We start from the raw sequence: 26,467 nt of genomic DNA, 5'->3' as shown, positions 1-26,467 counted from the left end.
GAACGCCTGTCGCGGCTGAAGCCGCTCCTACGCACAACTACAACGTGCAGCCTGGGCCCAGCAACCTCAGGTCGCATGCAGCCGTTGCCGCACCGGCGACGCACTGGGCGAGGGCGCTTTGCAGGTCGCCGGAGCGCTGCGCCGCGTCGATCGGGGCGGTGGCCCATGCGCAGCCGGCATGGCGCAGGTGCTGGCGCCAGTCGCCGGGCCAGGCCTCCAGTTCGTCCAGCGCCAGGTGGATGGCGCCGCCGCGCTCGGCATGTCCGCCGCCGATGGACTGGCCCAGGCAGAACGGCCGCGCCGCGTCGGGATCGAGGTGCGCCGTGTACACGTCGTGGTGCGGATCCTGCGCGGACGGCGCGATGTTGCGGATGCCGAGCGCGATCAGCATCGCCCGGCAATCCGCGGCGTGCAGCGCAGCTGGCCGGCGCGTGGCGGGGCGGCTGCGCCGGCGGTCATACCTTGCCGAGCACCTGCACCTGCACCTCGCCCAGCTGCACCACCTGGCCCGCGCGGACCTTGCAGGCCTTGCGCAGTTCGACCTCGCCGTCCACGCGCACCTGGCCTTCGCTGATCACGGCCTTGGCCGCGCCGCCGCTGTCGCACAGGCCGGTCAGTTTCAACAGGTGCTTGAGTTCCACGTAGTCGCTTTCTAGCTGGAGATCGATGGTCTGCATTGGGGAGCTTTTCGGAAATCGGCGCCCATTGTCGGTCATTCGCGGGCAAAACGCCCGCCATGTTGCGCGCCGCGCGCTGTCCTGGGCGCGGCGGGCTGCTGCGCCTGGCCTCGCGCGGCCGGCCGCCAGCGCCTGCGTCCGGCAGTGCGGAGCGGGTCACGCCTGAACGGTGTCGTTCACCTGCTTTCGACATGCGGCCCGGCAGGGCGCACAATAGGGGCTTCTTTGCGCCTGCCGGTTCTCTGCGGCGCCCCCGGAGTCTCCCATGTCCCAAGATACCCCCGCGCCGCTGCTGTTCGCAGATCTCGGCCTCTCCCCTGCTGTGATGAAGGCGGTCGCCGACGTCGGCTACGAGTCGCCGTCGCCGATCCAGGCTGCCACCATCCCGGCGTTGCTGACCGGCCGCGACCTGCTCGGCCAGGCGCAGACCGGCACCGGCAAGACCGCCGCGTTCGCGCTGCCGATCCTGTCGCGGCTGGATTTCGACCAGCGCAAGCCGCAGGCGCTGGTGCTGGCGCCGACCCGCGAACTGGCGATCCAGGTGGCCGAGGCGTTCCACCGCTACGCTGCGGCGATCCCCGGCTTCCAGGTGCTGCCGGTGTACGGCGGCCAGCCCTACGTGCAGCAGCTGTCGGCGCTCAAGCGCGGCGTGCACGTGGTGGTGGGGACCCCGGGGCGGGTGATCGACCATCTGGACCGCGGCACCCTGGACCTGTCCGAGCTGAAGACGCTGGTGCTCGACGAAGCCGACGAGATGCTGCGCATGGGCTTCATCGACGACGTCGAGGCGGTGCTGAAGAAGCTGCCGGACTCGCGCCAGGTGGCGCTGTTCTCGGCGACCATGCCGTCGGCGATCAAGCGCATCGCGCAGACCTATCTGAACGACCCGGCCGAGGTGATCATCGCCTCCAAGACCACCACCTCGGCCAACATCCGCCAGCGCTACTGGGCGGTGAGCGGGCTGCACAAGCTCGACGCGCTGACCCGGATCCTGGAGGTTGAGCCGTTCGACGCGATGATCATCTTCGCCCGCACCAAGGCCGGCACCGATGAGCTGGCGCAGAAGCTGCAGGCGCGCGGCCTGGCCGCGGCGGCGATCAACGGCGACATCCAGCAGGCGCAGCGCGAGCGGGTGATCCAGCAGCTCAAGGACGGCAAGCTCGACATCCTGGTCGCCACCGACGTGGCCGCGCGCGGCCTGGACGTGGAGCGGATCAGCCACGTGCTGAACTACGACATCCCCTACGACACCGAAAGCTATGTGCACCGCATCGGCCGCACCGGCCGTGCCGGGCGCAGCGGCGAGGCGATCCTGTTCGTCAGCCCGCGCGAGCGCGGCATGCTGCGCGCGATCGAGCGCGCCACCCGGCAGCCGATCGAGGAAATGCAGCTGCCGAGCGTGGACGCGGTCAACGACCAGCGCGTGAGCCGCTTCATGGAGAAGATCAGCGAGACCATCGCCGCTGGCGGCATCGACATGTACCGCGACCTGCTGCAGAAGTTCGAGGCCGAGAAGAACGTGCCGATGGTGGAAGTGGCCGCGGCGCTGGCGCGCCTGCTGCAGGGCGATACGCCGCTACTGCTGGCCCCGGATCGTCCGCGTCCGCCGCAGGGCGAACGCTTCGAGCGCCGCGAGCGGCCCGAACGCAGCGAGCGTGGCGAGCGCCCGGAGCGCCCCCGTTTCGAGCCGAAGTTCGAGCGCGAGGCGCGTGCGCCGCGCCGCGACGACGGCGAGCGCCCGGCGCGTCCGGCGCCGGCTGCGCGTGGCGAGGATTTCGACTACCACCGCGACGTCGGCAGCTTCGAGGCGCCGCGCCGCGACAAGGCGCCGAAAGCGCCGCGCGGCGCGGCGGAAGTGGGCATGGAGACCTACCGCATCGAGGTCGGCCACCAGCACGGGGTCAAGCCGGCCAACATCGTCGGCGCGATCGCCAACGAAGCCGGGCTGGAAAGCAAGTACATCGGCCGCATCGACATCCATGACGACCACTCGGTCCTGGACCTGCCGGCGGACATGCCGCGCGAGCTGCTGACGCACCTGAAGAAGGTCTGGGTCTCCGGCCAGCAACTGCAGATGCGCAAGCTCGAGGGCGACGATGCCGGCAGCGCGCCGTTCAAGCCGAAGTTCGCCCGTACCAGCAAGCCCGGCGGCAAGCCCAACGCCGCCGGCCCGCGCCCGGCCGGCCGCTTCGCCGCCGACCGCCCGCCGCGCAAGGGGCCGCCGAAGCGCTGAGAAGCTGGGAATAGGGAGGAGGGAATCGGGAATGGGGGGCGTCCCCGCTGCCGCTCCCTGCCTTCCTTCCCGAAGCTGACCATTGCCCCAGCCGGCAGTTGCCCGCTGTTGCCATTCCCCATTCCCGATTCCCCACTCCCAGCCCATGTCCACCCGCCTCAACAAGCACATCGCCGAGACCGGCTTTTGCTCGCGCCGCGAGGCCGATCGGCTGATCGCCGCGCGCCGCGTCACCGTCAACGGCATGCCCGGCGGGGTCGGGTCGGTGGTGGGCGAGGGCGACGAAGTCAAGGTCGATGGGCAGCCGCTGCGCGCGCGCGCCAAGGCCAAGAGCGGCCGCCGCCACGTCTACATCGCGCTGAACAAGCCGGTCGGGGTGACCTGCACCACCGAGAGCCAGGTCAAGGGCAACATCGTCGACTTCGTCGGCCATGAGCAGCGCATCTTCCCGATCGGGCGCCTGGACAAGGAGTCCGAGGGGCTGATCCTGATGACCAGCAACGGCGACATCGTCAACGAGATCCTGCGCGCGGAGAACCGCCACCAGAAGGAATACCTGGTGGCGGTGAACAAGCCGGTCACCGACGAATTCCTGCGCGGCATGGCGCGCGGCGTGCGCGTGCACGACCAGATGACGCTGCCGTGCCGCACCGCGCGGATCGCCAAGTTCGGCTTCCGCATCGTGCTGGAGCAGGGCCTCAACCGGCAGATCCGGCTGATGGCCGCCGCGTTCGACTACCGCGTCACCCAACTGCGCCGCGTGCGCATCGACAACATCAAGCTCGGCGCGCTGAAGCCGGGCCAGTGGCGCAATCTCACCGAGCAGGAGCTGCACGGCCTGCTGCCGCAGCGCCAGGAGTGGTAACCGCGTCGCAGTGTCGGCGGCCGGTCGCCGCCGCGCGGCCCGATTGCGCAGACAAGACGCCCGCCAGGGCTGGCGTCCGCTGCGGATTGGGCGATACTGCGCAACGCCAACCGTCGCTTCCGCCGGGTACTCCGTGATCAAGCCTCGCAAGCCCGACAACGAAGCCGCACGCCTGCAGGCGCTGCATGCGTTGCAGATTCTCGATACCGAACCGGAAGCGTCCTACGACGATCTGGTCGACATCGCCGCCAAGCTGTGCGGCACGCCTTCGGCGCTGATCTCGCTGGTCGACGACGAGCGCCAATGGCTCAAGGCGCAGCGCAACGTATGCCTGTTGAGCACCGCGCGCGACGAGTCGTTCTGCGGGCACACGATTCTGACTCCGGAACAGGTCATGGTGGTCGCCGACGCCACCGCCGATGCGCGTTTCCAGCACAATCCGCTGGTCACCGAAGGCGGGGTGCGGTTCTACGCGGGCGCGCCGCTGCTGACCCGCGACGGCCTGCCAGTCGGCACCGTGTGCGTGCTCGACAATCAGCCGCGCACCCTGCTGCCGGCGCAGCTGGAGGCGCTGCAGGCGCTGTCGCGGCAGGTGATGCAACTGATCGAGCTGCGCCGCACCAGCCATGCGCTGGCGCTGCAACTGCGCGAGCGCGCCTGGTACGAGCAGCAGTTGCTGCAGTACCAGGATTCGCTGGAATCGCTCAACGCCGAACTGCTGGAGCAGGCGCGCACCGATCCGCTGACCGGCCTGCTCAACCGCCGTGCCTTCGCCACCGCGTTGATGGTCCACGCCGAGGCGGCGCAACTGGTCGCCGCGCCGCTCAGCGTGGCGATCCTGGATCCCGACTACTTCAAGAGCGTCAACGACCTGCACGGCCACGACAAGGGCGACGAGGTGCTGCTGGCGCTGGCCGACATGCTGCGTACGCGGATGGCGCCGGACAGCGTGGTGGCGCGCTACGGCGGCGAGGAGTTCGCGCTGTTGTTGACGGGGCTGGACGCGGCGCAGGCGGTGCGCCTGTGCGAGCGCCTGCGCCACGACGTCAGCCTGCTGCAGCTCGGCGTGCGGCTCACCGCCAGCATCGGCGTGGCGACCCTGCAGCCGCGCGAGAGCGCCGAGCAACTGCTCAAGCGCGCCGACCAGGGCCTGTACCAGGCCAAGCGCGCCGGCCGCGATTGCGTGTCGCTGGCCGCCTGAGTCGTTGCCAAGGGCGCGCGCCTGCGCAAGCGAGCGCGATCCCCCGCCGTCATGGGGCGCGGCTGAAGCCGCTCCTGCGATGGCCTTTGCCTGTGGCAGCCCCGCGGCTCAAGGCGAATCCCCAATCGCGAATCCCCACTCCCGGCGGGAGCGCGCCAGCGCTCACTCCACCGCGTTCTTCGCTTCGCAGGTCGCCAGCAGCTCCGGGTGCTGGAGCGGACGCGCGCGGGTCAGCAGCGGATGCAGGAACACCGCGCCCAGGATCACCGCCACGCCGAGGTAGAACAGCCCGGTGAGCTGGCGCTGCTCGTCCAGCAGCACGATCGCGAACACGATCGCGTAGACCGGTTCCAGGTTGGTGACCAGTTGCACCGCGTAGGCGCTGAGCCGGCGCAGCGCGACCAGGGCCAGGGCGAACGGCAGCAGCGTGCACAGCAGCGCCAGCGCGAGCAGCAGCGCGGTGTCGTGCAGGCTGGGCAGCACCAGCAACGGCCCGCTCAGGGCCGGCAGCACGAACGGCAGCAATGGCGCCAGCGCGGTCAGGGTCAGGGTGCCGGCACCCAGTTCCAGTGCGGTCACGGTCAGCGGATCGGCATGGTCGACCAGGCGCTTGTTGAGCGAGCCGAACGCCGCCACCAGCAGCGCCGACACCGCACCGACCGCCACGCCGGCGCGCATCCCGTGCGGCACCCCGCCGACCACCAGGGCCACGCCCGGCAACACCGCCAGGCCGAAGGCCAGTTCGCTGGGCCGGAACGGCCGTTTCGCCACCCAGGGTTCGATCACCGCGGTGAACACCGGCGCCAGTGCGATGCATGTCGCCGCGACCGAGGCGTTGGCCAGCTTGATCGCGCCGTAGAAGGTCAGCCAGTGCAGGCCGACCAGGGCACCGACCACCGCGTAGCCGAGCGCCAGTTTCGGCGTCAGCGCCGCCAGCCCGCGCCACACTCTTGGCAGCAGGGCCAGCGCGGCCACCACCATCAGCATCCGCCACCACACCAGCGGCAGCGCGGGCAGGGTGATCAGCTTGCCGAGGATCGCGGTGATCCCCCACAGCAGGACGCAGAAATGGATTTGCAGCTGGGCTTTGGTGGTGGGGGGCATCGGCATCCGCGTATTGTCGCGCAAACCATCGCGCGGCGGTCGGATGCCGGGACGCGCGGTCAGGCGTGCGGTGCGGATGGCGACGCGGCCCGCGCCATCCTGCGCGCATAGGCGGCGGTCAGCGGCGGCACCAGCAGGGCCGTGACCACCACGGACGTCGCCACCAGTGCGGTCGCGGCGGGCGCGGCGGCCTGGAACTGCGGCGCCACCGCCGCCACCAGTGCCGGCGTGGCCACCGCCGCGCCGGCGGTGCTGGAGGCGGCCAGGCCGGCGCTGCCGTTGCCGCCGGCCAGCCAGCGATCGGCCAGCAGCAGCGGGATCCCGGTCGCGACGATCACCAGCAGGCCCAGTGCGACCCCGGCCACGCCGGCGTGGGCGACCATGCGCAGGTCCAGAGTGTTGCCCAGGGCGAAGGCGAAGAACGGAATCAGCGCCGGCACCGCGCGCGCGAACAGCGCGCGCAGCGCCGGGTCCAGGTTGCCGAGCGCGAAACCGGCCAGCAGCGGCAGCACCGCGCCGAGCAGCAACCGCGGTTCGAAGTGGGCGACGCCGGCACTGCCGAGGATCAGCATGGTCACCAGCGGTCCGGATTCCAGCGACATCAGCGCCATCGCGCCGGCCTCGCCGTGGCGGCCGTACTGCTGCATCAGCGCGGCGAACAGGCCGGCATTGGTCATGTCCATCGCCGCCACCAGCGCCAGCACCGACAGGCCGCTCCAGATGCCGGAGACGATGCCGCCCGGCGGCAGCAGGCGCGCGGCGATCACCGCACTCAGCCACGCCACCGCGATCTTGGTCAGCACCAGCACGCCGGAGGCGCGCAGCACGCGGCCGCCGCTGCGCAGCCGGATCGAGGCGCCCAGGCAGAAGCACCACACCGCCAGGATCGGCACCAGCCCGCCGATCAGGCCCTGGGTGAACGAGCCGAACCAGGCGCCGGCCTGCGGCCACAGGGTGTGGCAGAGGGCGCCGAGCAGCAGCGGCGCCAGCATCATGCCGCCGGGAAGACGTTCGAGCGTGCGCTTGATCCGCATCGAGGGGCTCCGTGTGTGGGGGCGCGGCCGGCGGCCGCGGACCGGCGATGGTGCCGGACGGGCGGTGTTGTACCGCGGCGCGGCGACGGCCGGGTGTCGCCGGCACCGCGCGGTCGATGCCCGGTTCAGCGTCTTGCGGCCACTGCGTTCAGCGTCGCGATTGCGCTGTGCCGGGCGTCGCGTGCGTGCGGCCGAGCGCGTCACGCCTGGGCGGCGGACCCCAGGAGCTTCAGCAGGGCCATCGCCGCGGCGGGATTGCGTTCCTTGGCGGCGCTGATGAAGTAGACGAAGACCTCGCGCGGCGTGGCGGCGGCCACCGTCGCATCGGCATGCGGCAGTTCCTGCAGGTCTTCGCCGCGGCGCCAGGCCTGGGCGCGCGCGGCCCAGGCCTGCAGCGCCTTGGGCGGGTAGCCATGGGCGACGTCGGCGCGGCTGCGCATCAGCCGCGCGTAGACGAAGTCGGCGCCCAGGTCGGCGAAGGAAGGGAACTCGGGGGAATCGGTGAACACCGTGGCCACGCCGTGCCGGCGGGTCAGTTGCAGCAGGGCCGGGCCGACGCAGGCCGGATCGCGCACTTCCAGCACGTGGCGCAGCCGGCGTCCGTCGATCGCGCGCGGCAGCAGGTCCAGGAACGCGGCCAGCTCGTCCAGGTCCAGGCGATGGCCGTGCTCGAACTGCCACAGCAGCGGGCCGAGGCGGTCGCCGAGGCTGGCGATGCCGCCGACGAAGTCCTCGATCTGCGGGCCGGCGCCGGCCAGTCGCCGCAGCGCGGTGATGCGCTTGGGCGCCTTGGCCGAGAACAGGAAGCCCGGCGGTGTCTCGTCGCGCCAGCGCGCATAGGTCTGCGGCTTCTGCGCGCCGTAGTAGGTGCCGTTGATCTCGATGCTGGTGACGTGGCGGCTGGCGTATTCCAGTTCGCGGCGCTGCACCAGGCCCTGCGGATAGAAGGCGCCGCCGCGCCACGGCGCATAGGTCCAGCCGCCGATGCCGACGCGGATGCCGTCCGGCGCGGCCGGGGCGGAGTCGAAGAGGTCGTTCATGCGGGCGTGTCCGGCTGCAGGCGGGGGGCGATTGTGCCGCAGCGCGGCGTTGCCGGGTGTCGTCGCGGGAATCGCGCGCTTGCGGGGCCACGGGCGGTGCGCGGCCGCGGTGCGTTCGCGACGTGCGCGATGCCGGCACGCGCGCGGAGGGTGGGGCGCCGCGGAGTCGTGCTGGCCGCGTCTTGCGAGCTGGACCGCCAGCGTCGGCGCCCACCGGGACCGCAGCCGGCAGCGCGCGGCAGCGCCGCGACGCAGCGTGGCTCCGCCGCAACGGGCCCGGCAGGCTCTACACTCGCCGGGTACGCGCGCGGCGGCGTGCGGCCTTGGTTTCCCTTCTTCAGGAGCGATGCAGTTGAAGAACATTTCGATGGGCTGCGGCCTGTTGCTGGCGATGAGCGCCACCGTGCAGGCGCAGGCGCCTGTCCCCGCCGCGGCTCCCGCGCCGGCCCCGGCCGCGTTGCCGCCGGGACTGCAGGATTTGGACGCGCAGGTGGAGCGTGTGCGCAAGCAGTTCGATGTGCCCGGCATCGCCATCGCCATCGTCCAGGACGGCAAGGTGGTGCTGGAGCGCGGCTACGGCGTGCGCGAACTCGGCAAGCCGGAACCGGTGGACGCGCAGACCCTGTTCGCCATCGCCTCCAACACCAAGGCCTTCACCTCCGCGGCGCTGTCGATCCTGGCCGACGAAGGCAAGCTCAAGCTCGAGGACCGGGTGGTGGACCACCTGCCGTGGTTCCAGATGTCCGACGCCTACGTCACCCGCGAGATGCGCGTGCGCGACCTGCTCAGCCATCGCAGCGGCCTGAGCCTGGGGGCGGGCGACCTGCTGTTCTGGCCGGCCACCAGTTACAGCAACGAAGAAGTGGTGCGGCGCCTGGCGCACGTGCCGCTGAAGGGCGGCTTCCGCGACCGCTACGCCTACGACAACATCCTGTACGCGGTGGCGCAGAAGCTGATCGAGCAGGTTTCCGGGCAGAGCTACGCCGACTTCGTGCGCCAGCGCATCTTCGTGCCGGTGGGCATGACCGGCGCGCGCATCAACAGCGACCACCTGCAGCCGGGCGACGAGGCCGCGGTCGGCCACGCCAAGTTCGACTTCCGCGCGCTGCGCACGGTGGCGCCGCTGACCTGGTCCAACAATTCCGGCGCCGGCGGCATCTACGCCAACGTGCACGACATGGCCAAGTGGATGCAGGTGCAGCTCGACGGCGGGCGCCTGCCGTCGGCCGACGGCCAGGAACGTCAGCTGTTCAGCGCGCAGCGCCAGCAGGAGATGTGGCAGATGATAACGCCGATCGCCGTGTCCGAGCCGAGCGTGCCGGAACTGCTGCCGGCCAAGCCGAACTTCGCCGGCTACGGCGAGGGCTGGAGCCTGAGCGACTACCGTGGCGCCAAGCTGGTCTGGCACACCGGCGGCTGGCCGGGCATGGTCTCGCGGCTGACCCTGGCGCCGGAGCGCAAGCTGGGCGTGATCGTGCTGACCAACCAGGAAGTCGGCGCCGCGTTCAACGCGATCACCCTGCGGGTGCTCGACGCCTACCTGGGCGCGCCGGCGACCGACTGGACCGCCGCCTACGCCAAGGCCGTGGCCAAGGCCGACGCCAACGCCGACGAGGACTGGGCCAAGCACGTGGCCGCGCGTGATGCGAAGTCCACCCCGTCGCTGCCGCTGTCCGGCTACGCCGGCACCTACCGCGACCCGTGGTACGGCGACGTGGTGCTGCGCCAGCAGGGCAAGCACCTGGAACTGCAGTTCAGCAAGACCGCGCAACTGGTCGGCACCCTGGAGCACTGGCAGCACGACACCTTCATCGTGCGCTGGCGCGACCGCTCGCTCAACGCCGACGCCTTCGTCAATTTCGCGCTGACGCCCGACGGCAAGGTGCGCGAGGCGCGCATGCAGGCGATCTCGCCCTTGACCGATTTCAGCTTCGATTTCCAGGATTTGCTGCTGACGCCGGTGGAGTGACTGCTGGGAATCGGGAATAGGGAATGGGGAATAGGGAATGGTAGGAGCGGCTTCAGCCGCGACCGGGCTTCCTCGGTGAAGCCCGTCGCGGCTGGAGCCGCTCCCACAAGGAGCGATGCGCATGGGAAGCCGCTGTCGCGAACCCCCACTCCCCACTCCCCAATCCCGGCGCTACCGCGTCGCGGCTGAAGCCGCTCCTGCAAGGGGAAGCGATGCGCACGGGCAGCCGCTTTTGCGATTCCCCATTCCCCACTCCCCAATCCCGGCACTACCGCGTCGCGGCTGAAGCCGCTCCTGCAAGGGGAAACGATGCGCACAGGCAGCCGCTTTTGCGATTCCCCATTCCCCACTCCCCATTCCCGGCGTCACGAAGCGTGACGCCGAATACGCTACCCTGACGCCCCTTTTCAAGCGTGGCGTGGCGATGTTCCGCTGGTTCGAGTCCCTGGTCGAGGTCTTCCCGAAGGTCGAGACGCAGATGCCGCCGCGCGGGGTGGTGCGCTTCTATCTGCACTATCTGCGCCCGCTGTGGCCGCTGCTGCTGGCCACGCTGCTGGCCGGTCTGGCGCTGGCACTTGTGGAAGTGGCGATGTTCGACTTCCTCGGCCGCATCGTCGACATGGTCGCCGAGCAGCCGGGGCCGGACTTCTTCCAGCGCCATGCCGGCGAACTGCTGTGGATGGCGTTCGTCGTGCTGCTGGCGCGGCCGCTGTTCGTGGCCCTGCACAACCTGCTGGTGAACCAGGCCATCGTGCCCGGCCTGAGCAACCGTGCGCGCTGGCTGATGCACAACTACGTGGTGCGGCAGAGCCTGGGGTTCTTCCAGAACGACTTCGCCGGACGCATCGCCAACCGGGTGATGCAGACCGGCACCTCGCTGCGCGAGTCGGCGGTGCAGATGGTCGATGCGCTCTGGTACATCGTCGTCTATACCGGCAGCGCGCTGTACCTGTTCGCGCAGGCCGATCCCTGGCTGATGGCGCCGCTGCTGGTCTGGGTGCTGGTCTACGTGGGGCTGATGGTCTATTTCGTGCCGCGGATGAAGCAGCGCGCCTGGATCGCCTCGGACGCGCGCTCCAAGGCGATGGGCCGCATCGTCGACGGCTACACCAACATCGCCACGCTCAAGCTGTTCTCGCACGCCGGGCGCGAGCAGGCCTACGTGCGCGAGGCGATCGACGAACTGGCGGTCAAGCACCGCGGGCAGACCCGCATGACCACGGCGATGGACAGCGCCATCGCCATCATCAACGGCTTCCTGATCGCGGTGACCTGCGGGCTGGCGCTGTGGCTGTGGAGCCGCGGCCAGATCAGCGTGGGCGCGATCACCCTGGCCACCGGCCTGGTGATCCGCATCCACAACATGTCCGGCTGGATCATGTGGACGGTCAACGGCATCTTCGAGGACATCGGTGCGGTGCAGGACGGCATGGAGACCATCGCGCAGCCGGCGCAGGTGCAGGACCGCGCCGACGCGGTGCCGCTGCGCGTGCAGCGCGGCGAGGTGCGCTTCGAGCACATCCACTTCCACTACGGCAAGCGCGGCGGGGTCATCGCCGGGCTCGACCTGCAGGTGCGCGCGGGCGAGAAGATCGGCCTGGTCGGGCCCTCCGGCGCCGGCAAGTCGACCCTGGTCAACGTGCTGCTGCGGCTGTACGACCTGGAGCAGGGCCGCATCCTGATCGACGGCCAGGACATCGCCGGCGTCACCCAGGAGAGCCTGCGCCAGCAGATCGGCCTGGTCACCCAGGACACCTCGCTGCTGCACCGTTCGATCCGCGACAATCTGCTGTACGGCCGTCCCGACGCCAGCGAGGCGCAGCTGCGCGCGGCGGTGGCCAAGGCACGTGCCGACGAGTTCATCGAGCAACTGCAGGACGGCGAGGGCCAGCGCGGCTACGACGCGCAGGTCGGCGAGCGCGGGGTCAAGCTGTCCGGCGGCCAGCGCCAGCGCATCGCCATCGCCCGCGTGCTGCTCAAGGACGCGCCGATCCTGATCCTGGACGAAGCCACCTCGGCGCTGGATTCGGAAGTGGAAGCGGCGATCCAGGACAGCCTGGACGAACTGATGGCCGGCAAGACGGTGATCGCGATCGCCCACCGGCTCTCCACCATCGCGCGGATGGACCGGCTGGTGGTGATGGACCGCGGCGGCATCGTCGAAACCGGCACCCATGCCGAACTGGTCGCCCGCGGCGGCCTGTACGCGCGGCTGTGGGCGCGCCAGACCGGCGGTTTCGTCGCGGCCGAATAGGGGGCCCAACCGGTCGGCACCTCCGGGCGCAGGCCGGCACGCAGAGAGGCCGCTAGGGAATGATGGCACCCGCCGGTTCGGCGCCGGCGGCCCGGCAATGCGACAATGCCCGGCTTACCGACGTTCGCCAGACCATGTCCCGATTGCAGTTCCAGCTCCACACCACCGACGGCGCCGCGCGCCGCGGCCGCCTGACCTTCCCGCGCGGGACGGTCGAGACCCCGGCGTTCATGCCGGTGGGCACCTACGGCTCGGTCAAGGGCGTGCTGCCCGAGCAGATCAAGGCGCTGGGCGCGCAGATCATCCTCGGCAACACCTTCCACCTGTACCTGCGGCCGGGCCTGGACGTGATCGGCGACCACGGCGGCCTGCACGGCTTCGCCCGCTGGGACGGGCCGATCCTGACCGATTCCGGCGGTTTCCAGGTGTTCTCGCTGGCGCACCGGCGCAAGATCAGCGAGCAGGGCGTCACCTTCGCCTCGCCGACCGACGGCGCCAAGGTGTTCCTGGGGCCGGAGGAGAGCATGAAGATCCAGCGCGTGCTCGATTCGGACATCGTGATGATCTTCGACGAGTGCACCCCGTATCCGGCCACCGAGGACGTGGCGCGGCGTTCGATGGAACTGAGCCTGCGCTGGGCGCAGCGCTCGCGCGACGCGCACGACGCGCTGGGCAACGACGCGGCGCTGTTCGGCATCGTCCAGGGCGGGGTGCATGCGGACCTGCGCAGCCGCTCGATCGAGGGCCTGCAGGCCATCGGCTTCGACGGCTACGCGATCGGCGGCCTGGCGGTGGGCGAGCCGGAGCACGAGCGCAACGCCATGCTCGAGCACCTGCATCCGCGCCTGCCGGGCGACCGCCCGCGCTACCTGATGGGCGTGGGCCGGCCGGAGGACCTGGTCGAGGGCGTGGCCCGCGGCGTGGACATGTTCGACTGCGTGATGCCGACCCGCAACGCGCGCAACGGCCACTATTTCACCACGTTCGGCACGGTACGCATCCGCAACGCCAAGTACGAGCGCGACCTGGACCCGATCGAGCCGGGCTGCGGCTGCCATGCCTGCAGCAGCGGCTACACCCGCGCCTACCTGCGCCACCTGGACCGCTGCAACGAGATGCTGGCGCCGATGCTGGGCACCCTGCACAACCTCTGGTACTACCAGAAGCTGATGGCCGACATGCGCGCGGCGATCGCCGCGGGAACCTTTGCCCAGTTCCGGCGGTCTTTCTATGCGGCGCGCGGGGTCGAAGCCACGCCGCTCCCGTCGGAGCAAGGCTAAAGCCCCTCTCCCCCCCAGGTGAGGGGGCGAGGGTCCGGGCGAAGCCTCGTGCAGTCGAAATGACACGAGGCCTCACGCGGACCCTCATCCGCCGCTGCACAGCACCTTCGCCCGAGAAGGGGACCATGGTCTGGCAGGAAGGCAGGGAACGGGCGCCGCGGCCGTTCCCGGGGGGAGGGGAAGATCGTGGCATAATCGGCGGCTGCTTGTCGCCTCAAGGCAAACCAGCGGTCCGTGCCCCCAAGGGCGGCGGGCTGCCCAAACCATAGGACGCACCCGATGAATCCGCTCGATTTCCTGATCCCCGTCGCCCAGGCCCAGACCGCCGGCGGCACCGCCCCGGCCGGTGGCGGCCTGCAGATGTTCCTGCTGCCGATCATCCTGATCGCGGTGATGTACTTCGTGATGATCCGGCCGCAGATGAAGCGCCAGAAGGAACACAAGTCGATGCTGGACAAGCTCGGCCGCGGCGATGAGGTCATCACCACCGGCGGCGTGGCCGGCGTGGTCACCGATATCGGCGACAACTTCGTCACCATCGAAGTGGCCGACAACGTGCGCATCCGCGTGCAGAAGGGCGCCGTCGGCAATGTCCTGCCGAAGGGCACCCTGAAGTCCGCCTGATCCATTTCTCCTACTGCTAGGCGCGACGCCGGCGTGGCGTCGTGCGGGGTCCCGCAATGCTCGAGTTTCCGCGCTGGAAGTATGTCCTCATCCTGATCGTGCTGGCGTTGAGCGCGTTGTACGCGCTGCCCAACGTGTACCAGAAGGATCCGTCGGTCCAGATCACCGCAAGCCGCGGCGGCAAGATCGACGACGCCCTGCGCGAGCGGGTCCTCGCCGACCTGAAGGCGGCCGGGATCACCCCGAAGCGGGTCGACAAGGAAGGCGACAGCCTGATGGTGCGCCTGCCGAACCTGCAGGCGCAGACCCGTGCCAACGACGTGCTGCGCCAGCAGGTGGGCGAGAACTACACGGTGGCGCTGAACCTGGCCTCGACCGTGCCGGACTGGCTGTCGCGGCTGGGCGGCAAGCCGATGGTGCTGGGCCTGGACCTGGTCGGCGGCGTGCACTTCGCCTTGCAGGTGGACCAGAAGGCGGCGCTGGAAAAGCGCCTGGACGCCTTCGCCGAGGACATCCGCACCACCCTGCGCGACAACCGCCTGGCTTACCGTTCGGTCGAACGCCGTCCGGACAACAGCATCCAGGTGATCCTGGGCGAGGGCGTGGACGCCAGTGCCGCGCGCGCCGCCATCGCCAAGGCGCAGCCGACCCTGAGCTACGCGGTGTCCGGGCAGACCATCGCCGTGACCGTGCCCGACGCCGAGCTGAAGCAGATTGCCGCCGGCGCCATCGAGCAGAACCTGACCACGCTGCGCAACCGCGTCAACCAGCTGGGCGTGGCCGAGCCGATCATCCAGCGCCAGGGCGACGACCGCATCGTGGTCGAACTGCCGGGCGTGCAGGACACCGCCGAGGCCAAGCGCATGATCGGCGCCACCGCCACGCTGGAGTTCCGCGGCGTGGTCGACGGCAATGCCGAGGATGCGGTGCGCACCGGCAACATCCCGCCCGACGCCAAGGTCTACCGCCTGCGCGACAGCGGCGCCCCGGTGCTGCTGAGCAAGCGCGTGCTGGTGTCCGGCGACCAGATGGTCAACGCCACCGTCAGCACCGACCAGAACGGCATGCCGGCCGTGGCGGTGACGCTTAACAACGCCGCCGGCCAGCGCATGTTCGACTACACCAGCGCCAATACCGGCAAGCTGATGTCGGTGGTCTACATCGAGCGCATTCCCACCGTGACCATGGTCGACGGCAAGGAAGTGCGCAGCGTGCGGGTCAACGAGGAGGCGCTGGCGCCGACCCGCATCGCCGGCGTGTTCGGCAAGAACTTCCAGACCACCGGCCTGGAGAAGACCGAAGCCGAGAACCTGGCCAAGCTGCTGCGCGCCGGTTCGCTGGCCGCGCCGATGGACTTCGTCGAGGAATACGTGATCGGCCCCAGCCTGGGTGCGGAGAACGTGGAGCGCGGCGTCACCGCGGTGGTCTACGCGTTCCTGTTCACCCTGGTGTTCTTCAGCGTGTACTACCGCATGTTCGGCCTGATCACCTCGGTGGCGCTGCTGATGAACCTGCTGATCGTGGTCTCGGTGATGTCGCTGTTCGGCGCCACCATGACCTTGCCGGGCTTCGCCGGCCTGGCGCTGTCGGTCGGCCTGTCGGTGGACGCCAACGTGCTGATCAACGAGCGTATCCGCGAAGAGCTGCGCCTGGGCGTGCCGCCGAAGTCGGCGATCGCAGCCGGCTACGAGAAGGCCGGCGGCACCATCCTCGACGCCAACCTCACCGGCCTGATCGTCGGCGTGGCGCTGTACGCGTTCGGTACCGGCCCGCTGAAGGGCTTCGCGCTGACCATGATCATCGGCATCTTCGCCTCGATGTTCACCGCGATCACCGTGTCGCGCGCGCTGGCGGTGCTGATCTACGGCCGTCGCAAGAAGCTCAAGTCCGTGGCGATCTGAGCCGCGCACGCCACCTTCCGCACGACCCCGCGCCGATAGGCGCGGGTTCCAAAAAAACGCAGAGCGGTCTCCCATGAAAATCTTCCCGCTTCACCTGATCCCCAACGACACCAAGATCGACTTCATGCGCTTTCGGCGCCCGACCCTGGTGCTGATGCTGGTGCTGGCGCTGGCCTCGTTCGCGGTGATCTTCGCCAAGGGCTTCAACTACGCGCTGGAGTTCACCGGCGGCGCGCTGGTGCAGACCAGCTTCCAGAAGCCGGTCGACGTGGACCAGGTGCGCGAGCAGCTGGCCAAGGCCGGTTTCGACAACGCGCAGGTGCAGAACGTCGGCAGCGGCAACGAGGTGGTGATCCGCCTGCAGCCGCAGGGCGAGCACAACAACGAGGACATCACCAAGAACCTCGCCGAGCAGGTGCGCAAGGCGGTGAGCACGCCGCAGAACCCGGCCACGGTCAAGCCGGGCGAGTTCGTCGGCCCGCAGGTCGGCAAGGACCTGGCGTTGAACGGCGTCTATGCCACGGTGTTCATGCTGGTCGGCTTCCTGATCTACATCGCCTTCCGCTTCGAGTGGAAGTTCGCGGTGGTGGCCAGCGTGACCGCGCTGTTCGACCTGCTGGTGACGGTGGCCTACGTGTCGGTGACCGGCCGCGAATTCGACCTGACCGTGCTGGCCGGCCTGCTGTCGGTGATGGGCTTTGCGATCAACGACATCATCGTGGTGTTCGACCGCGTGCGCGAGAACTTCCGCAGCCTGCGCGTGGAGCCGATCGAGGTGCTGAACCGGTCGATCAATCAGACCCTGTCGCGCACCGTGATCACCGCGGTGATGTTCTTCCTGTCGGCGCTGGCGCTGTACCTGTACGGCGGCGAGTCGATGGAAGGCCTGGCGCTGACCCACATGATCGGCGCGGTGGTGGTGGTGGTGTCCTCGGTGATCGTGGCCGTGCCGCTGCTGTCGATCGGGCCGTTCCAGGTCACCAAGCAGGACCTGCTGCCGAAGTCGAAGGATGTAGAGGCGTTGGCGCGTCGGCCCTGAGGGCGGGGAGTGGGGAATCGGGAACGGGGAATCGTCAAAGCGGGATTTCCTGGTCCTGAAACACGCCCTCCTGCGAACAAGAAAGCCGCGCGGATGCGCGGCTTTTTCTTTGTGCGGATGCGGGGTCTTCCGGTGCGGGCGGGGCGACATCCGTTTTGCGGCAGGAGCGGCTTGCAGCCGCGACGCGTTACCGATAGCGCGTCGCGGTTGAAGCCGCTTCTGCCGCGCGTTGGCCGGCCTGCAGCGCCTTCCGGCGTCGCGAGATGGGCCGTCGATGACGGCCCGCTCCTGCGCGGCGTCCGTGCCGCGCGGGATGTAACGCCTAGGCCACGTTGGCGGTGGCGCGGGCGACCAGTTGCGCCACCACCGGGTAGGTCTCGCTGCGTACCTGGAACTGGCCGACGATCTCCACCAACTCGCCGGCCTGCTGTTCCATCGCGCGTGCCGCGGCGGTGGCTTCCTCGACCAGCGCGGCGTTCTGCTGGGTGGTCTGGTCCATCTGGGTGACGGTCTGGTTGACCTGTTCGATGCCGGCCGACTGCTCCTGCGAGGCGGCGGCGATCTCGCCCATGATGTCGGTGACGCGCTGCACCGAGGCCACGATGTCCTGCATCGTCGTGCCGGCCTGCGCGACCAGGGCCGAGCCCGCACTCACCCGCTCGACCGAGTCGTCGATCAGCGTCTTGATCTCCTTGGCGGCGCTGGCCGAACGCTGGGCGAGGGTGCGCACTTCGCTGGCGACCACCGCGAAGCCGCGACCCTGTTCGCCGGCGCGGGCGGCTTCGACCGCGGCATTGAGCGCCAGGATGTTGGTCTGGAAGGCGATGCCGTCGATCACGCCGATGATGTCGGCGATCTTCTTGGAGGCGGCCTCGATGCCGTCCATGGTGGTCACCACCTGGCCGACCACCGTGCCGCCCTGCGAGGCCACCGACGCGGCGCCGGCCGCCAGCTGGTTGGCCTGGCGCGCATGCTCGGCGTTCTGCTTCACCGTGGCGGTCAGTTCCTCCATCGACGCGGCAGTTTCCTCCAGGCTGGCGGCCTGCTGCTCGGTGCGGCGCGACAGGTCGTCGTTGCCGCTGGCGATCTCGCCTGCCGCGGTGTCGATGCTGGTCGCGGCCTGCTGGATGCGGCCGACCATGTCGGTCAGCTGCGCGACGGTGGCGTTGGCGTCGTCGCGCATCTGCGCGAACACGCCGTGGAAGTCGCCCTGCATGGTGTGGGTCAGATCGCCGGCGGCGATCGCGCGCAACAACTGCGACAGCGCCGCCAAGTTGGTCTCGGTGCCGGTCATCATCGTGTTGAGGTTGGCGACCATGCCGCGGAAGGCATGCTGGAAGCGCTGCTCCTCGCCGCGGCGGGAGAAATCGCCCTGCGCGGCGGCGCGCACCAGCAGGTCGATCTCCTGGTTGATCGCGCCGAGGTTGTGCTTCACCTTGGCCATGGTCTCGGTCAGGATCGCCATCTCGCCCGGGAACTGCTCCAGGTCGCGGCTGAGGTCGCCTTCGGCGTACTCGCCCATCAGCGCGATCAGCCGCTGGTTGACCGCGATATGGCTGTGCACCAACGCGTTGGTGTCGCGCACCATGCGCCCGTAGTCGCCCGGGAAACGCGCCTCGTCCATGCGGAAGCTGATCTGGCCGGCGGCATGCTGCCGGGCCATCTCGGTCTGCGCCTGGATCACCGTGCGCAGTTCCTCCTGCATCTGCCGCATGTCGTTGAGCAGCGACGGCGCCTGCGTGGGCACCCGCACCTCCTGCGACAGGTCGCCACTGGCGATGCGGCGCACCACGTCGGCGGCGTAGGCCGGTTCGCCGCCGAGCTGGCGCATCAGGCTGTTGCGCACCAGCAGGCCGAGCAGGATCGCGGCGACGATGCCGATCAGCATGCCGCCCAGGCTGGTCCATTCGCCGGACCGCGCGCGCGCCTCGCTCTCGGCCTTGCGCACCTGCAGCAGCGCGCGTTCGACGTCCTCGTACTGGCCGATGGTGGCGCGCAGCCCGTCCATCTGCTGTTTGCCGACGGTCCGGAACGCGTCCAGCTGGGCGTCGTCGCTGTCGGCGGCGGTGACGCGCATGTGCTCCACCGCCTTGCGCTTGGTCGCCATGAATTGCGTGTAGTCCTGCATCAGGGTCTGCAGGCGCGCTTGCTGCGCCGCGTTGTCCGCGGTCAGCTGCTTGGACTCCTGCCACTGCGCGCGGAACTCGCGTTCGCCCAGCTCGAACGGTGCCAGGTAGGCCGGGTCGCGGGTCAGCGCGAAGCCGCGCGCGCCGCTCTCGATGTTGAGCAGGCTCACCAGCATGCGGTCGCCGAGGGTGATGACCTTGTAGGTGTGCGCGTCCAGCGCCGCGGCGCTGGTGAACTTGCGGAAGCCGATCAGGCTGGTAATGCCGACCAGCAATAACATGGCGATCACGCCGCAGAAGCCGATTGCCAGGCGCTTGGTGACGGTGAGATGATGAAAAGACACGCGGGATCTCCTGAAGATGCGAGAGAGCGGCGCAACCGGCGTCGTTGCCGCAGGGCCTGCAACGCGAACACGGTTGAGCGGGGGACCTCGGGCAAGATGCCCGCACCTGTATCGGCCGCGTTCCGGGGATCTTGAGGGCGGTTATTGGCTGCGCGCGTGGCGGGCGTAGCGCACAGGCCATGGCCCCGCGCGTAGGGGCCTCGCGTCGCCGTGTTCTACTGAAACGCCGATCAAGCATGAGTGAAGTGCGCGGCGTGCAGGACGTGAGCATGGCGTGAGCGCGCGGCTGGCGGCGCGTCGTGGCGCTGTCGTGTATGTTGGCCGCTTGCCAGGCGCGCCGGCGCATGTCGCCTACGCTTGCATCTGCTGTCCGGTCGACGTTCGCATGCGTCCAGCGCCGTGCCGAGCCGTCGCGCGACCGGCACAGTTGTGGAATGGAGGCTGCTGCGTATCATTCGCGTCAAACGCGCGATAGCCCCGGGTGCGAGCGACGGCGATGGCAACGGAACTGTGGGACACGCAAGAGCGCTTCACCGCCGAGCGCCTGCTGCAGCGTGCCGCCGACCTCGCGGTGGCGCTGACCCCGATCGACATGTCCGCACGGCGGTTGCGCACTGCGCTGTTCTCCGGGCGCCTGCTCATGCACGAGGTGCAGCCCGGGCTGATCGTCACCGCCAGCGACGTCCTGCACTTCAAGGGCGACACGGTGCAGTTGCAGGCCGATCCTGCGCTGAGCTGCAGCATCCTGCTCGGCGGCGAAGCGGAGCGGATGCGGATCGATCGGCACACCGAGGTCTGCAAGCGCCTGGAGCACGCAGTGCTGATCGGCCACGCCCACCGCGTGCGCGTGGAGCGGCCGGAAATCGTACGCGCGCACCGCAGCCGCGATGCCGGCTTCATGCTCAAGCCGGCGTTCTTCGATCGCTTCGGGACGCAGTTGGCCGACGACGGCCTGGCGGGGCTGCGCGCGTTCGCCGAAAGCGACTACCGGACGGCGACGCTGGCGCGTTCGCCGCGCCTGCTCGGTATCGCCAGGCAGATCCTGGACTGCCCGTACAGCGGCCACCTGGGCCGCCTGTTCCTGGAGGGCAGCGCGCTCGCCCTGGTGGCGGAGGTGGCCGCCTTGCTGGCGCAGGAGCGTTTGCAGGTGCCGCGGATCGGCAAACGCCGCTACGACCAGGTGATGCTGGCGCGGGCCATCCTCGACGCGCGCGTGGCCGCGCCGCCATCCACGCTGGCTCTGGCCCGGCTGGTGGGGGTCAACGTGACCACACTGCAGGCCAGCTTCAAGCAGGTGCACGGCGTCACCCTCTTCGGCTACGTCCGCGAGCAGCGGCTGCTGATGGCGCGCTGCCTGCTGCAGGAGTGCGACGTCGCCGCCGCCGAGATCGGCCGCCGGGTCGGGTTTTCCAGCCCAGCGGCATTCGCCACCGCCTACCGGCGCCGCTTCGGCCATTCGCCGACGGCCGCAAGGCGCGGTACGCGCGCGCCCGGCTGAGCGCAGGGAGGCAGAAATTGCGTGGCGCGCAAGCGCGGTTGCGCCGCGCGAAAGCGCCTGCCACCGCCGCGGCGCTAGCCTAGCGGGAGTCGCCAGCGCCCCTCGTCGCGAGCCAGTCCCCGTCCCGATGAGGTCTTCCATGCTGCCCGCTGCATGCGCGCGCCGTTCCCGGTCCTGTCTCCCCGCGCTGCAACCGCTGCCGCTCGCCTGTGCGGCGATCGCCGGCCTGGCCTGCTTCGGCGCAGCCGCGCAGACGGAGCCGCAGGCGCCGGCGACGCTGCCGCGCATCGTGGTGACCGCCGAGAAGCAGGAGCGGGCGCAGCGCGACACCGCCACCAGCGCCGACGTGCTGAGCGAACGGGAGCTGCGCCGGCGCGGCATCGTCAGCAGCCGCGACGCGTTCGCCGACGCGGTCAATGTCGTCTATCTCGGCCACGACAACGCGGCGCCGGCCATCCGCGGCATCGACGGCGCCGGCGCCGCGGTCGGCGTCGATGCCTACTTCGCCGGTTCGCGGCCGCGCCTGGGCATCACCGTGGACGGGCGGCCGCTGAGCTTCAACGAGATCGTCTTCGGCAGCAGCAGCCTGTGGGACGTGCAGCAGACCGAACTGCTGCGCGGCCCGCAGAGCCTGCTGCAGGGCCGCAACGCCATCGCTGGCACCCTGGCGATCAAGACCCGCGATCCGGTCTTCGCGCCCGAAGGCGCGGCGCTGTTCTCCGCCGGCGGTCACGCGCATTACCAGGGCGCGCTGTTGTTCAACGCGCCGCTGGTGGTCGACGAACTGGCCCTGCGCGTGGCCGCCGATGTGCAGCACCACGACAGTTTCCTGTCCTACAGCGGCTACTCGGGCGTGCGCCGCCCCGGGCGCTTCGAAACGCACAACGTCCGCGCCAAGCTGCTGTACACGCCGAAGGCGCTTCCCGGCGTGCGCGAGCTGGTCACCCTGCAGCACACCGATGCGACCGCGCCGCAATCGGAGACCACGCAGTTCCCGTACACCTCCCGCGTCGCCAGCACGCCGCAGATGCCGGTGTTCCGGACGCGCGCGACTGCCGTGCTGTCCGACACCCAGTGGCCGCTCGGCGAGCGGCTCACGCTGCGCGGCCTGGCCACCGCGACCGACCTGCACGTCGAGCGCGACGCGTTACCGCGTTCGGGCATCGCCGATCTGGATGCCAAGCAGTACACGTTCGAACCGAATCTTGCGCTGGACCGCGGCGGCTCGGCGTTCAGCGGGCTGCTCGGCCTGTATCTGTTCCGCTCGCGGCAGGACGAGACCATCGACTACCCGTTCGACGAGCGCTTCCACGACCGCGTCGACACCGAGGCGCTCTACGCGCAGGGCACCCTGGCGCTGAGCGAGCGGGTGGACCTGACCGTGGGCGCGCGCTACGAACGCGAGCGCCACCGCCGCGATGGCGGCGACGCCGCCCGCTACATCGCCCTCGACCTCGACACGACCTGGCGCACCTTCCTGCCCAAGCTCGACCTGGCCTGGCATCCGAGCGGCGCATGGACGCTCGGCCTGCTCGCCCAGCGCGGCTACAACGCCGGCGGCGGTGGCGTGACCCTGGGCTACCCGCAGGCGACGATCTACAGCTACGCCCCCGAATACGTGCGCGACCACGAGCTGTACGTGCGCGGCGACCTGGCCGGCGGCAGGCTGCAGGTGAACGGCAATCTCTTTTACGGCGAGTACCGCGGGCTGCAACTGCCGTTCCTGACCAGCACCCAGCCCTACTACCAGTTCGTGATCCGCAACGCGCGGCGCGCCTACAACGCCGGTGCCGAACTGGGCCTGCGCTGGTTGCCCAGTGCGCGCGTCGATGTGCATGCCAGCCTCGGCCTGCTGCGCACGCGCATTACCGACGACGCCGGCTGGGGCACCCAGGGCAATGCCTTCGCCAATGCGCCGCGGGTCACCGGCAGCCTCGGGGCCAGTTGGCACGGTGTCTCCGGCCTGGACCTGAACCTCGACCTGCACCACAGCGGTTCCTACCATTCCGACGTGCAGAACACCCCGCTGGCGCGGATCCATCCGTACTGGCTGGGCCGCGCCAGCGCTGGCTACCACCTGGGCAACGTCTACCTGTTCGCCGGCGTCGACAACCTGTTCGATCATCGCGATCCGCTGATGATCTACGTGTTCGCCAGCGCCGGCGCGTACTCGGCCTACAACACCGGCACCATGCCCGAACCGCGCACCTGGTACGCCGGGCTGCGCGTGGATTTCCGCTGATGCGCGAGGGACCTGCGGCCGCGGCGGGCGCCTCGCCCTGGTATCGGCTCAACCTGTGGCTGCACCGCTGGTGCGGCCTGGTGGCGACGCTGCCGTTTCTGGTGCTGTGCCTGAGCGGCACGGTGCTGATCTTCCACGAGGAGATCGACGCGGCGCTGGGCACGGTGCCCGCTGCGCAGGACGCCGGGCGGGCGCCGCCGCTGCCGCTGGCGCGTTCGGTGGCGAACGTGCGCGCGGCGTTTCCCGGCGAGCGCGTGCTCAGCATCGGGCTCGACCCGCAAGCGCATCCCGGCGTGGCGTTGCTGGTGACCGCGCCGCAGGACGAACGCGGCTTCGATCACTACCGGATGCGCTACACCCGCCTGGGCGACGCGCAGCCGGTGGCCGACGCGGCGACGCGGCCCCGCGCGACGCTGACCGGCTTCCTGCTGGAGCTGCACGCGCACTGGTTCCTGGGGCTGCCCGGCGAGCTGCTGGGCGCGCTGATCGCGCTGCTGGTGCTGATCGCGCTGCTGTCGGGCGTGGTGGTGTACTGGCCGCACGTGAAGAAGGTCGCGTTCGGCCTGTTGCGACGCGGGCGCGGACCGCGGCTGCGGCAACTGGACCTGCACAACACCATCGGCGCCGTGGTGCTGGGCTGGGCGCTGACGGTCAGCCTGACCGGGGTCCTGCTCGGTTTCGGCACGCTGGCGCAGAGCCTGTGGCAGCGGACCGAACTGGTCGCGCTGCAACGCCAGCACGCCGGTCCGGCGGTCGACCGGCTGCAGCCGCCGGTGGACGTCGACCGCGCTCAGGCGGCGGCGTTGGCGGCGATGCCTCGCGGCTGGCACGTGATCTCGATCGTGTTCCCGCAGACCGATTTTTCCACCGACCGCCACTACACCGTGCTGGTCGCGGGGCAGGGACTGGACCAGCGGCTGTTCCGGGTGGTGCTGGTGGACGCGGCCAGCGGCCAGGTCGCGGCCGCGGTGGAGCTGCCGGGCTATTTGAAGGCGATCGCGCTGGCGCAGCCGCTGCATTTCGGCGATTACGGCGGCCTGCCGCTGAAGCTGCTGTGGACGCTATGCGCCTGGTTGACGCTGTTCGTCACCGCCAACGGCGCCTGGCTGTGGTGGGACCGGCGGCACCGGCATCGGCGGGCAGCGGCGGCGCGCCAGCGCGGGGACCGGCGATGACCGGCGCGTGGGCGATCGTGTTGCTGTTGATGCTGGCGCTGGCCGCGATGGGCGGCCTGGTCGGCATGCTGCTGGCCGAGGGCGGCCCGGACCGGGTCTGCCTGGCGCTGGCCGTCGCGCCGCTGCTGGTCGGCGCCGGCTGCTGGTGGCGTTGGCGCCGATCCGCGCGCGCGGCGGGGAGGAAGCAGCCGTGAGCGCCGCGGCGCGCACCTGCGATCGGGTGCAGTGGGCGGGCTGGGCCGGCGTGCTGGGCGCGTTGTGCTGGATCGCCGGCGATGTGCTGATCGTCGGCCAGGTCGTGGCGCGGGCGCAGGTGCCGCTGCTGTTCCAGCACTACGCGGCGCAGATCGACGTGGAGATGGCCGAGCGCCTGGTCGCGGTGCCGCATTGGCGCTTGCTCGCCGGCGCATTGCTGCCGGTGTTCGCGCTGCCCTTGTACCTGCTCGGCAACTGGCATCTGTGGCGCGGGCTGCGCCCGGCCGGGCGCGGCTGGGCACTGCCGGCGACGCTGCTCCTGTTCCTCGGCTATGCCTGGTCGCCGCTGGCGCATGCGGCGTTCTACTTCGTCGGTGCGGTGTATCAGGCGCTGCCGGCGACCGATGCGGCCGCGCACCCGCCGCTGCTGGCCCTGGCGGCGGCGTTCCGCCGGGCGTTGCTGATCGTCTATGTGCCGTCGGTGGCCTGTTCGGCGTTGGGCCTGCTGGCGTTCTCCGCTGCCGTGGCCAGCGGACGCAGCGCCTATCCGCGCTGGTTCGCGCTGAGCGGCAATCCGCTACTGCTCGGCGCGCTCGCCATCGGCGGCCCGCAGTGGCTGCACGGGCCGCTCGCCGACGCCCTGAGCGGTGCCGGCTTCAATACGCTGCAATTGCTGCTGTACCTGCAGTCGGTGTGGCTGCTGCGCCGGCGCCGCGCGCGCGGCCGCGCCGGTGTGGCGCCAGCGCGCCGGATGCCGGCCCGCTGATCAGAACTTCGCGTCGAACTCTCCGGCGTAGCCGGTGTTGACGATCAGCTTCTGCAGCGCGTCGCCGACCTTGAGGTTGCCGGCCACCACCTGGAACTGCGGCGGACCGCGGTCGTCGATGCGGCCGAGGGTGCCGCCCTTGAAATCGGTGACGCGGCCGCCGGCCTCGCGCACCAGCAGCACGCCGGCGGCGATGTCCCAGGCCTTCACGCCGGCTTCGAAGAAGGCGTCGCTGCGGCCGCAGGCGACATAGGCCAGGTCCAGCGCGGCCGAGCCGGTGCGGCGAATGTCCTCGGCCTGCACCAGCAGCGCGTCCACGCACTTGAGCTGGGGGCTGGCGCGCTTGCGCTCGCGCGGGGCGAAGCCGGTGTGGACCATGGCGCCATTGAGTTCCTTGCGCTCGCTGACGCGGATGCGGCGATCGTTGAGCACCGCGCCGTTGCCGCGGCTGGCGGTGAACAGTTCGTTGCGCAGCGGGTCGAAGATCACCGCGTCGACCGGCTCGCCGTTCTCGACCAGGGCGATCGACACGCAGTAGTGCGGGAAGCCGCGCAGGTAGTTGCTGGTGCCGTCGAGCGGATCGATCACCCACATGTAGCGGCCGCCGCCCTGCACGCCGCTTTCCTCGCCCATCACGCCGTACTCGGGGTAGGCGCGGCGCAGCTCCTTGACGATCACCTTCTCGGCATCGGCATCGACTTCGCTGGCGTAGTCCATGCGGTCCTTCTGCACCACGTTCAGCGCCTCCAGGCGGTTGATGTGGCGCAACAGGACGTTGCCGGCGAGGCGGGCGGCCTTGACCATGACGGTGACGGCGGGTTTTTGCATGGCAACGGCTCCCGGGAAGGCGGAGGTGGGTCTGAAGGGGGAAAAGAGCAATCCGGCGCCAAGGCCGGCCGC

The 26,467-nt window shown here is 70.2% G+C and carries 21 protein-coding genes; 14 read left to right on the top strand and 7 right to left on the bottom strand.

Annotated elements, in window-relative coordinates; translation table 11 throughout:
• Positions 1-37: 37 nt before the first annotated feature.
• The gene (locus tag NKJ47_RS13555) at positions 38-391 is read right to left on the bottom strand and encodes a hypothetical protein (protein ID WP_254458381.1); all 354 of its coding nucleotides are present in this window, start codon (positions 389-391) and stop codon (positions 38-40) included.
• 64 nt (positions 392-455) lie between these two features.
• Complete coding sequence (locus NKJ47_RS13550) at positions 456-677, bottom strand: RNA-binding S4 domain-containing protein (protein WP_254458380.1); 222 nt, start codon at positions 675-677, stop codon at positions 456-458.
• Between the two features lie 265 nt (positions 678-942).
• Between NKJ47_RS13550 and NKJ47_RS13545 the strand changes: the two genes are divergently transcribed.
• From NKJ47_RS13545 to NKJ47_RS13535, 3 genes are all read left to right on the top strand, one after another.
• Positions 943-2,910: a DEAD/DEAH box helicase gene (locus NKJ47_RS13545; RefSeq protein ID WP_254458379.1), complete on the top strand. Its 1,968-nt coding sequence runs from the start codon at positions 943-945 to the stop codon at positions 2,908-2,910.
• 145 nt (positions 2,911-3,055) lie between these two features.
• Positions 3,056-3,775 carry a pseudouridine synthase gene (locus tag NKJ47_RS13540; RefSeq protein ID WP_254458378.1) on the top strand — a complete coding sequence of 240 codons (720 nt, stop codon included), beginning with the start codon at positions 3,056-3,058 and terminating at the stop codon, positions 3,773-3,775.
• Positions 3,776-3,908: 133 nt separating this feature from the next.
• The gene (locus tag NKJ47_RS13535; RefSeq protein WP_254458377.1) at positions 3,909-4,976 is read left to right on the top strand and encodes a GGDEF domain-containing protein; all 1,068 of its coding nucleotides are present in this window, start codon (positions 3,909-3,911) and stop codon (positions 4,974-4,976) included.
• A gap of 162 nt (positions 4,977-5,138) precedes the next feature.
• On the opposite strand, the gene NKJ47_RS13530 is transcribed toward NKJ47_RS13535, so the two are convergent.
• The 3 genes from NKJ47_RS13530 to NKJ47_RS13520 form a co-directional block, all read right to left on the bottom strand.
• Entirely contained in the window at positions 5,139-6,086 is a 948-nt protein-coding gene (locus NKJ47_RS13530) for a DMT family transporter (RefSeq protein ID WP_254458376.1), read from the bottom strand.
• Between the two features lie 53 nt (positions 6,087-6,139).
• Positions 6,140-7,114: a 2-keto-3-deoxygluconate permease gene (locus NKJ47_RS13525; RefSeq protein WP_254458375.1), complete on the bottom strand. Its 975-nt coding sequence runs from the start codon at positions 7,112-7,114 to the stop codon at positions 6,140-6,142.
• Positions 7,115-7,314: 200 nt separating this feature from the next.
• Positions 7,315-8,154 (bottom strand): DUF72 domain-containing protein, encoded by an 840-nt coding sequence (locus NKJ47_RS13520; protein WP_254458374.1) that lies wholly within the window; start codon positions 8,152-8,154, stop codon positions 7,315-7,317.
• A gap of 352 nt (positions 8,155-8,506) precedes the next feature.
• Between NKJ47_RS13520 and NKJ47_RS13515 the strand changes: the two genes are divergently transcribed.
• The 6 genes from NKJ47_RS13515 (at position 8,507) to secF (ending at position 17,221) form a co-directional block, all read left to right on the top strand.
• Positions 8,507-10,123: a serine hydrolase gene (locus NKJ47_RS13515; protein ID WP_254458373.1), complete on the top strand. Its 1,617-nt coding sequence runs from the start codon at positions 8,507-8,509 to the stop codon at positions 10,121-10,123.
• 424 nt (positions 10,124-10,547) lie between these two features.
• A complete protein-coding gene (locus tag NKJ47_RS13510; protein WP_254458372.1) occupies positions 10,548-12,377 on the top strand; it encodes an ABC transporter ATP-binding protein in 1,830 nt (609 codons plus the stop codon).
• Between the two features lie 134 nt (positions 12,378-12,511).
• Positions 12,512-13,657: a tRNA guanosine(34) transglycosylase Tgt gene (tgt, locus tag NKJ47_RS13505; RefSeq protein WP_254458371.1), complete on the top strand. Its 1,146-nt coding sequence runs from the start codon at positions 12,512-12,514 to the stop codon at positions 13,655-13,657.
• Between the two features lie 279 nt (positions 13,658-13,936).
• Positions 13,937-14,281 carry a preprotein translocase subunit YajC gene (gene yajC, locus NKJ47_RS13500; protein ID WP_254458370.1) on the top strand — a complete coding sequence of 115 codons (345 nt, stop codon included), beginning with the start codon at positions 13,937-13,939 and terminating at the stop codon, positions 14,279-14,281.
• Between the two features lie 56 nt (positions 14,282-14,337).
• Positions 14,338-16,182, top strand: a complete 1,845-nt coding sequence (gene secD, locus NKJ47_RS13495; RefSeq protein ID WP_254458369.1) for a protein translocase subunit SecD — start codon at positions 14,338-14,340, stop codon at positions 16,180-16,182.
• A 73-nt stretch (positions 16,183-16,255) separates the two neighbouring features.
• Positions 16,256-17,221 (top strand): protein translocase subunit SecF, encoded by a 966-nt coding sequence (secF, locus tag NKJ47_RS13490; RefSeq protein WP_254458368.1) that lies wholly within the window; start codon positions 16,256-16,258, stop codon positions 17,219-17,221.
• Between the two features lie 322 nt (positions 17,222-17,543).
• Here secF and NKJ47_RS20720 read toward each other — a convergent pair whose 3' ends face one another.
• Positions 17,544-19,691 carry a methyl-accepting chemotaxis protein gene (locus NKJ47_RS20720; RefSeq protein ID WP_302329795.1) on the bottom strand — a complete coding sequence of 716 codons (2,148 nt, stop codon included), beginning with the start codon at positions 19,689-19,691 and terminating at the stop codon, positions 17,544-17,546.
• Between the two features lie 496 nt (positions 19,692-20,187).
• Between NKJ47_RS20720 and NKJ47_RS13475 the strand changes: the two genes are divergently transcribed.
• The 5 genes from NKJ47_RS13475 (at position 20,188) to NKJ47_RS13455 (ending at position 25,567) form a co-directional block, all read left to right on the top strand.
• Complete coding sequence (locus tag NKJ47_RS13475; RefSeq protein WP_254458367.1) at positions 20,188-21,189, top strand: helix-turn-helix transcriptional regulator; 1,002 nt, start codon at positions 20,188-20,190, stop codon at positions 21,187-21,189.
• Positions 21,190-21,328: 139 nt separating this feature from the next.
• Positions 21,329-23,431 (top strand): TonB-dependent receptor, encoded by a 2,103-nt coding sequence (locus NKJ47_RS13470; RefSeq protein ID WP_254458366.1) that lies wholly within the window; start codon positions 21,329-21,331, stop codon positions 23,429-23,431.
• Positions 23,431-24,606: a PepSY-associated TM helix domain-containing protein gene (locus NKJ47_RS13465; RefSeq protein WP_254458365.1), complete on the top strand. Its 1,176-nt coding sequence runs from the start codon at positions 23,431-23,433 to the stop codon at positions 24,604-24,606. The genes NKJ47_RS13470 and NKJ47_RS13465 overlap by 1 nt, the downstream gene beginning before the upstream one ends.
• Positions 24,603-24,800 carry a hypothetical protein gene (locus tag NKJ47_RS13460; RefSeq protein WP_254458364.1) on the top strand — a complete coding sequence of 66 codons (198 nt, stop codon included), beginning with the start codon at positions 24,603-24,605 and terminating at the stop codon, positions 24,798-24,800. The genes NKJ47_RS13465 and NKJ47_RS13460 overlap by 4 nt, the downstream gene beginning before the upstream one ends.
• On the top strand, positions 24,797-25,567 hold the full coding sequence (locus NKJ47_RS13455; RefSeq protein WP_254458363.1) for a DUF6796 family protein: 771 nt from the start codon (positions 24,797-24,799) through the stop codon (positions 25,565-25,567). The genes NKJ47_RS13460 and NKJ47_RS13455 overlap by 4 nt, the downstream gene beginning before the upstream one ends.
• Here the strand turns inward: NKJ47_RS13455 and NKJ47_RS13450 are convergent, their stop codons facing one another.
• Positions 25,568-26,395, bottom strand: coding sequence for an inositol monophosphatase family protein (locus tag NKJ47_RS13450; protein WP_254458362.1), 828 nt, complete (start codon positions 26,393-26,395; stop codon positions 25,568-25,570).
• Between the last annotated feature and the right edge of the window lie 72 nt (positions 26,396-26,467).

The organism is Xanthomonas sacchari (genome assembly GCF_024266585.1).
Taxonomy (GTDB): Bacteria; Pseudomonadota; Gammaproteobacteria; order Xanthomonadales; family Xanthomonadaceae; genus Xanthomonas_A; species Xanthomonas_A sacchari_C.
Note: the sequence above shows the minus strand (reverse complement) of the source record. Positions and strands in the feature narration are given on the sequence as shown.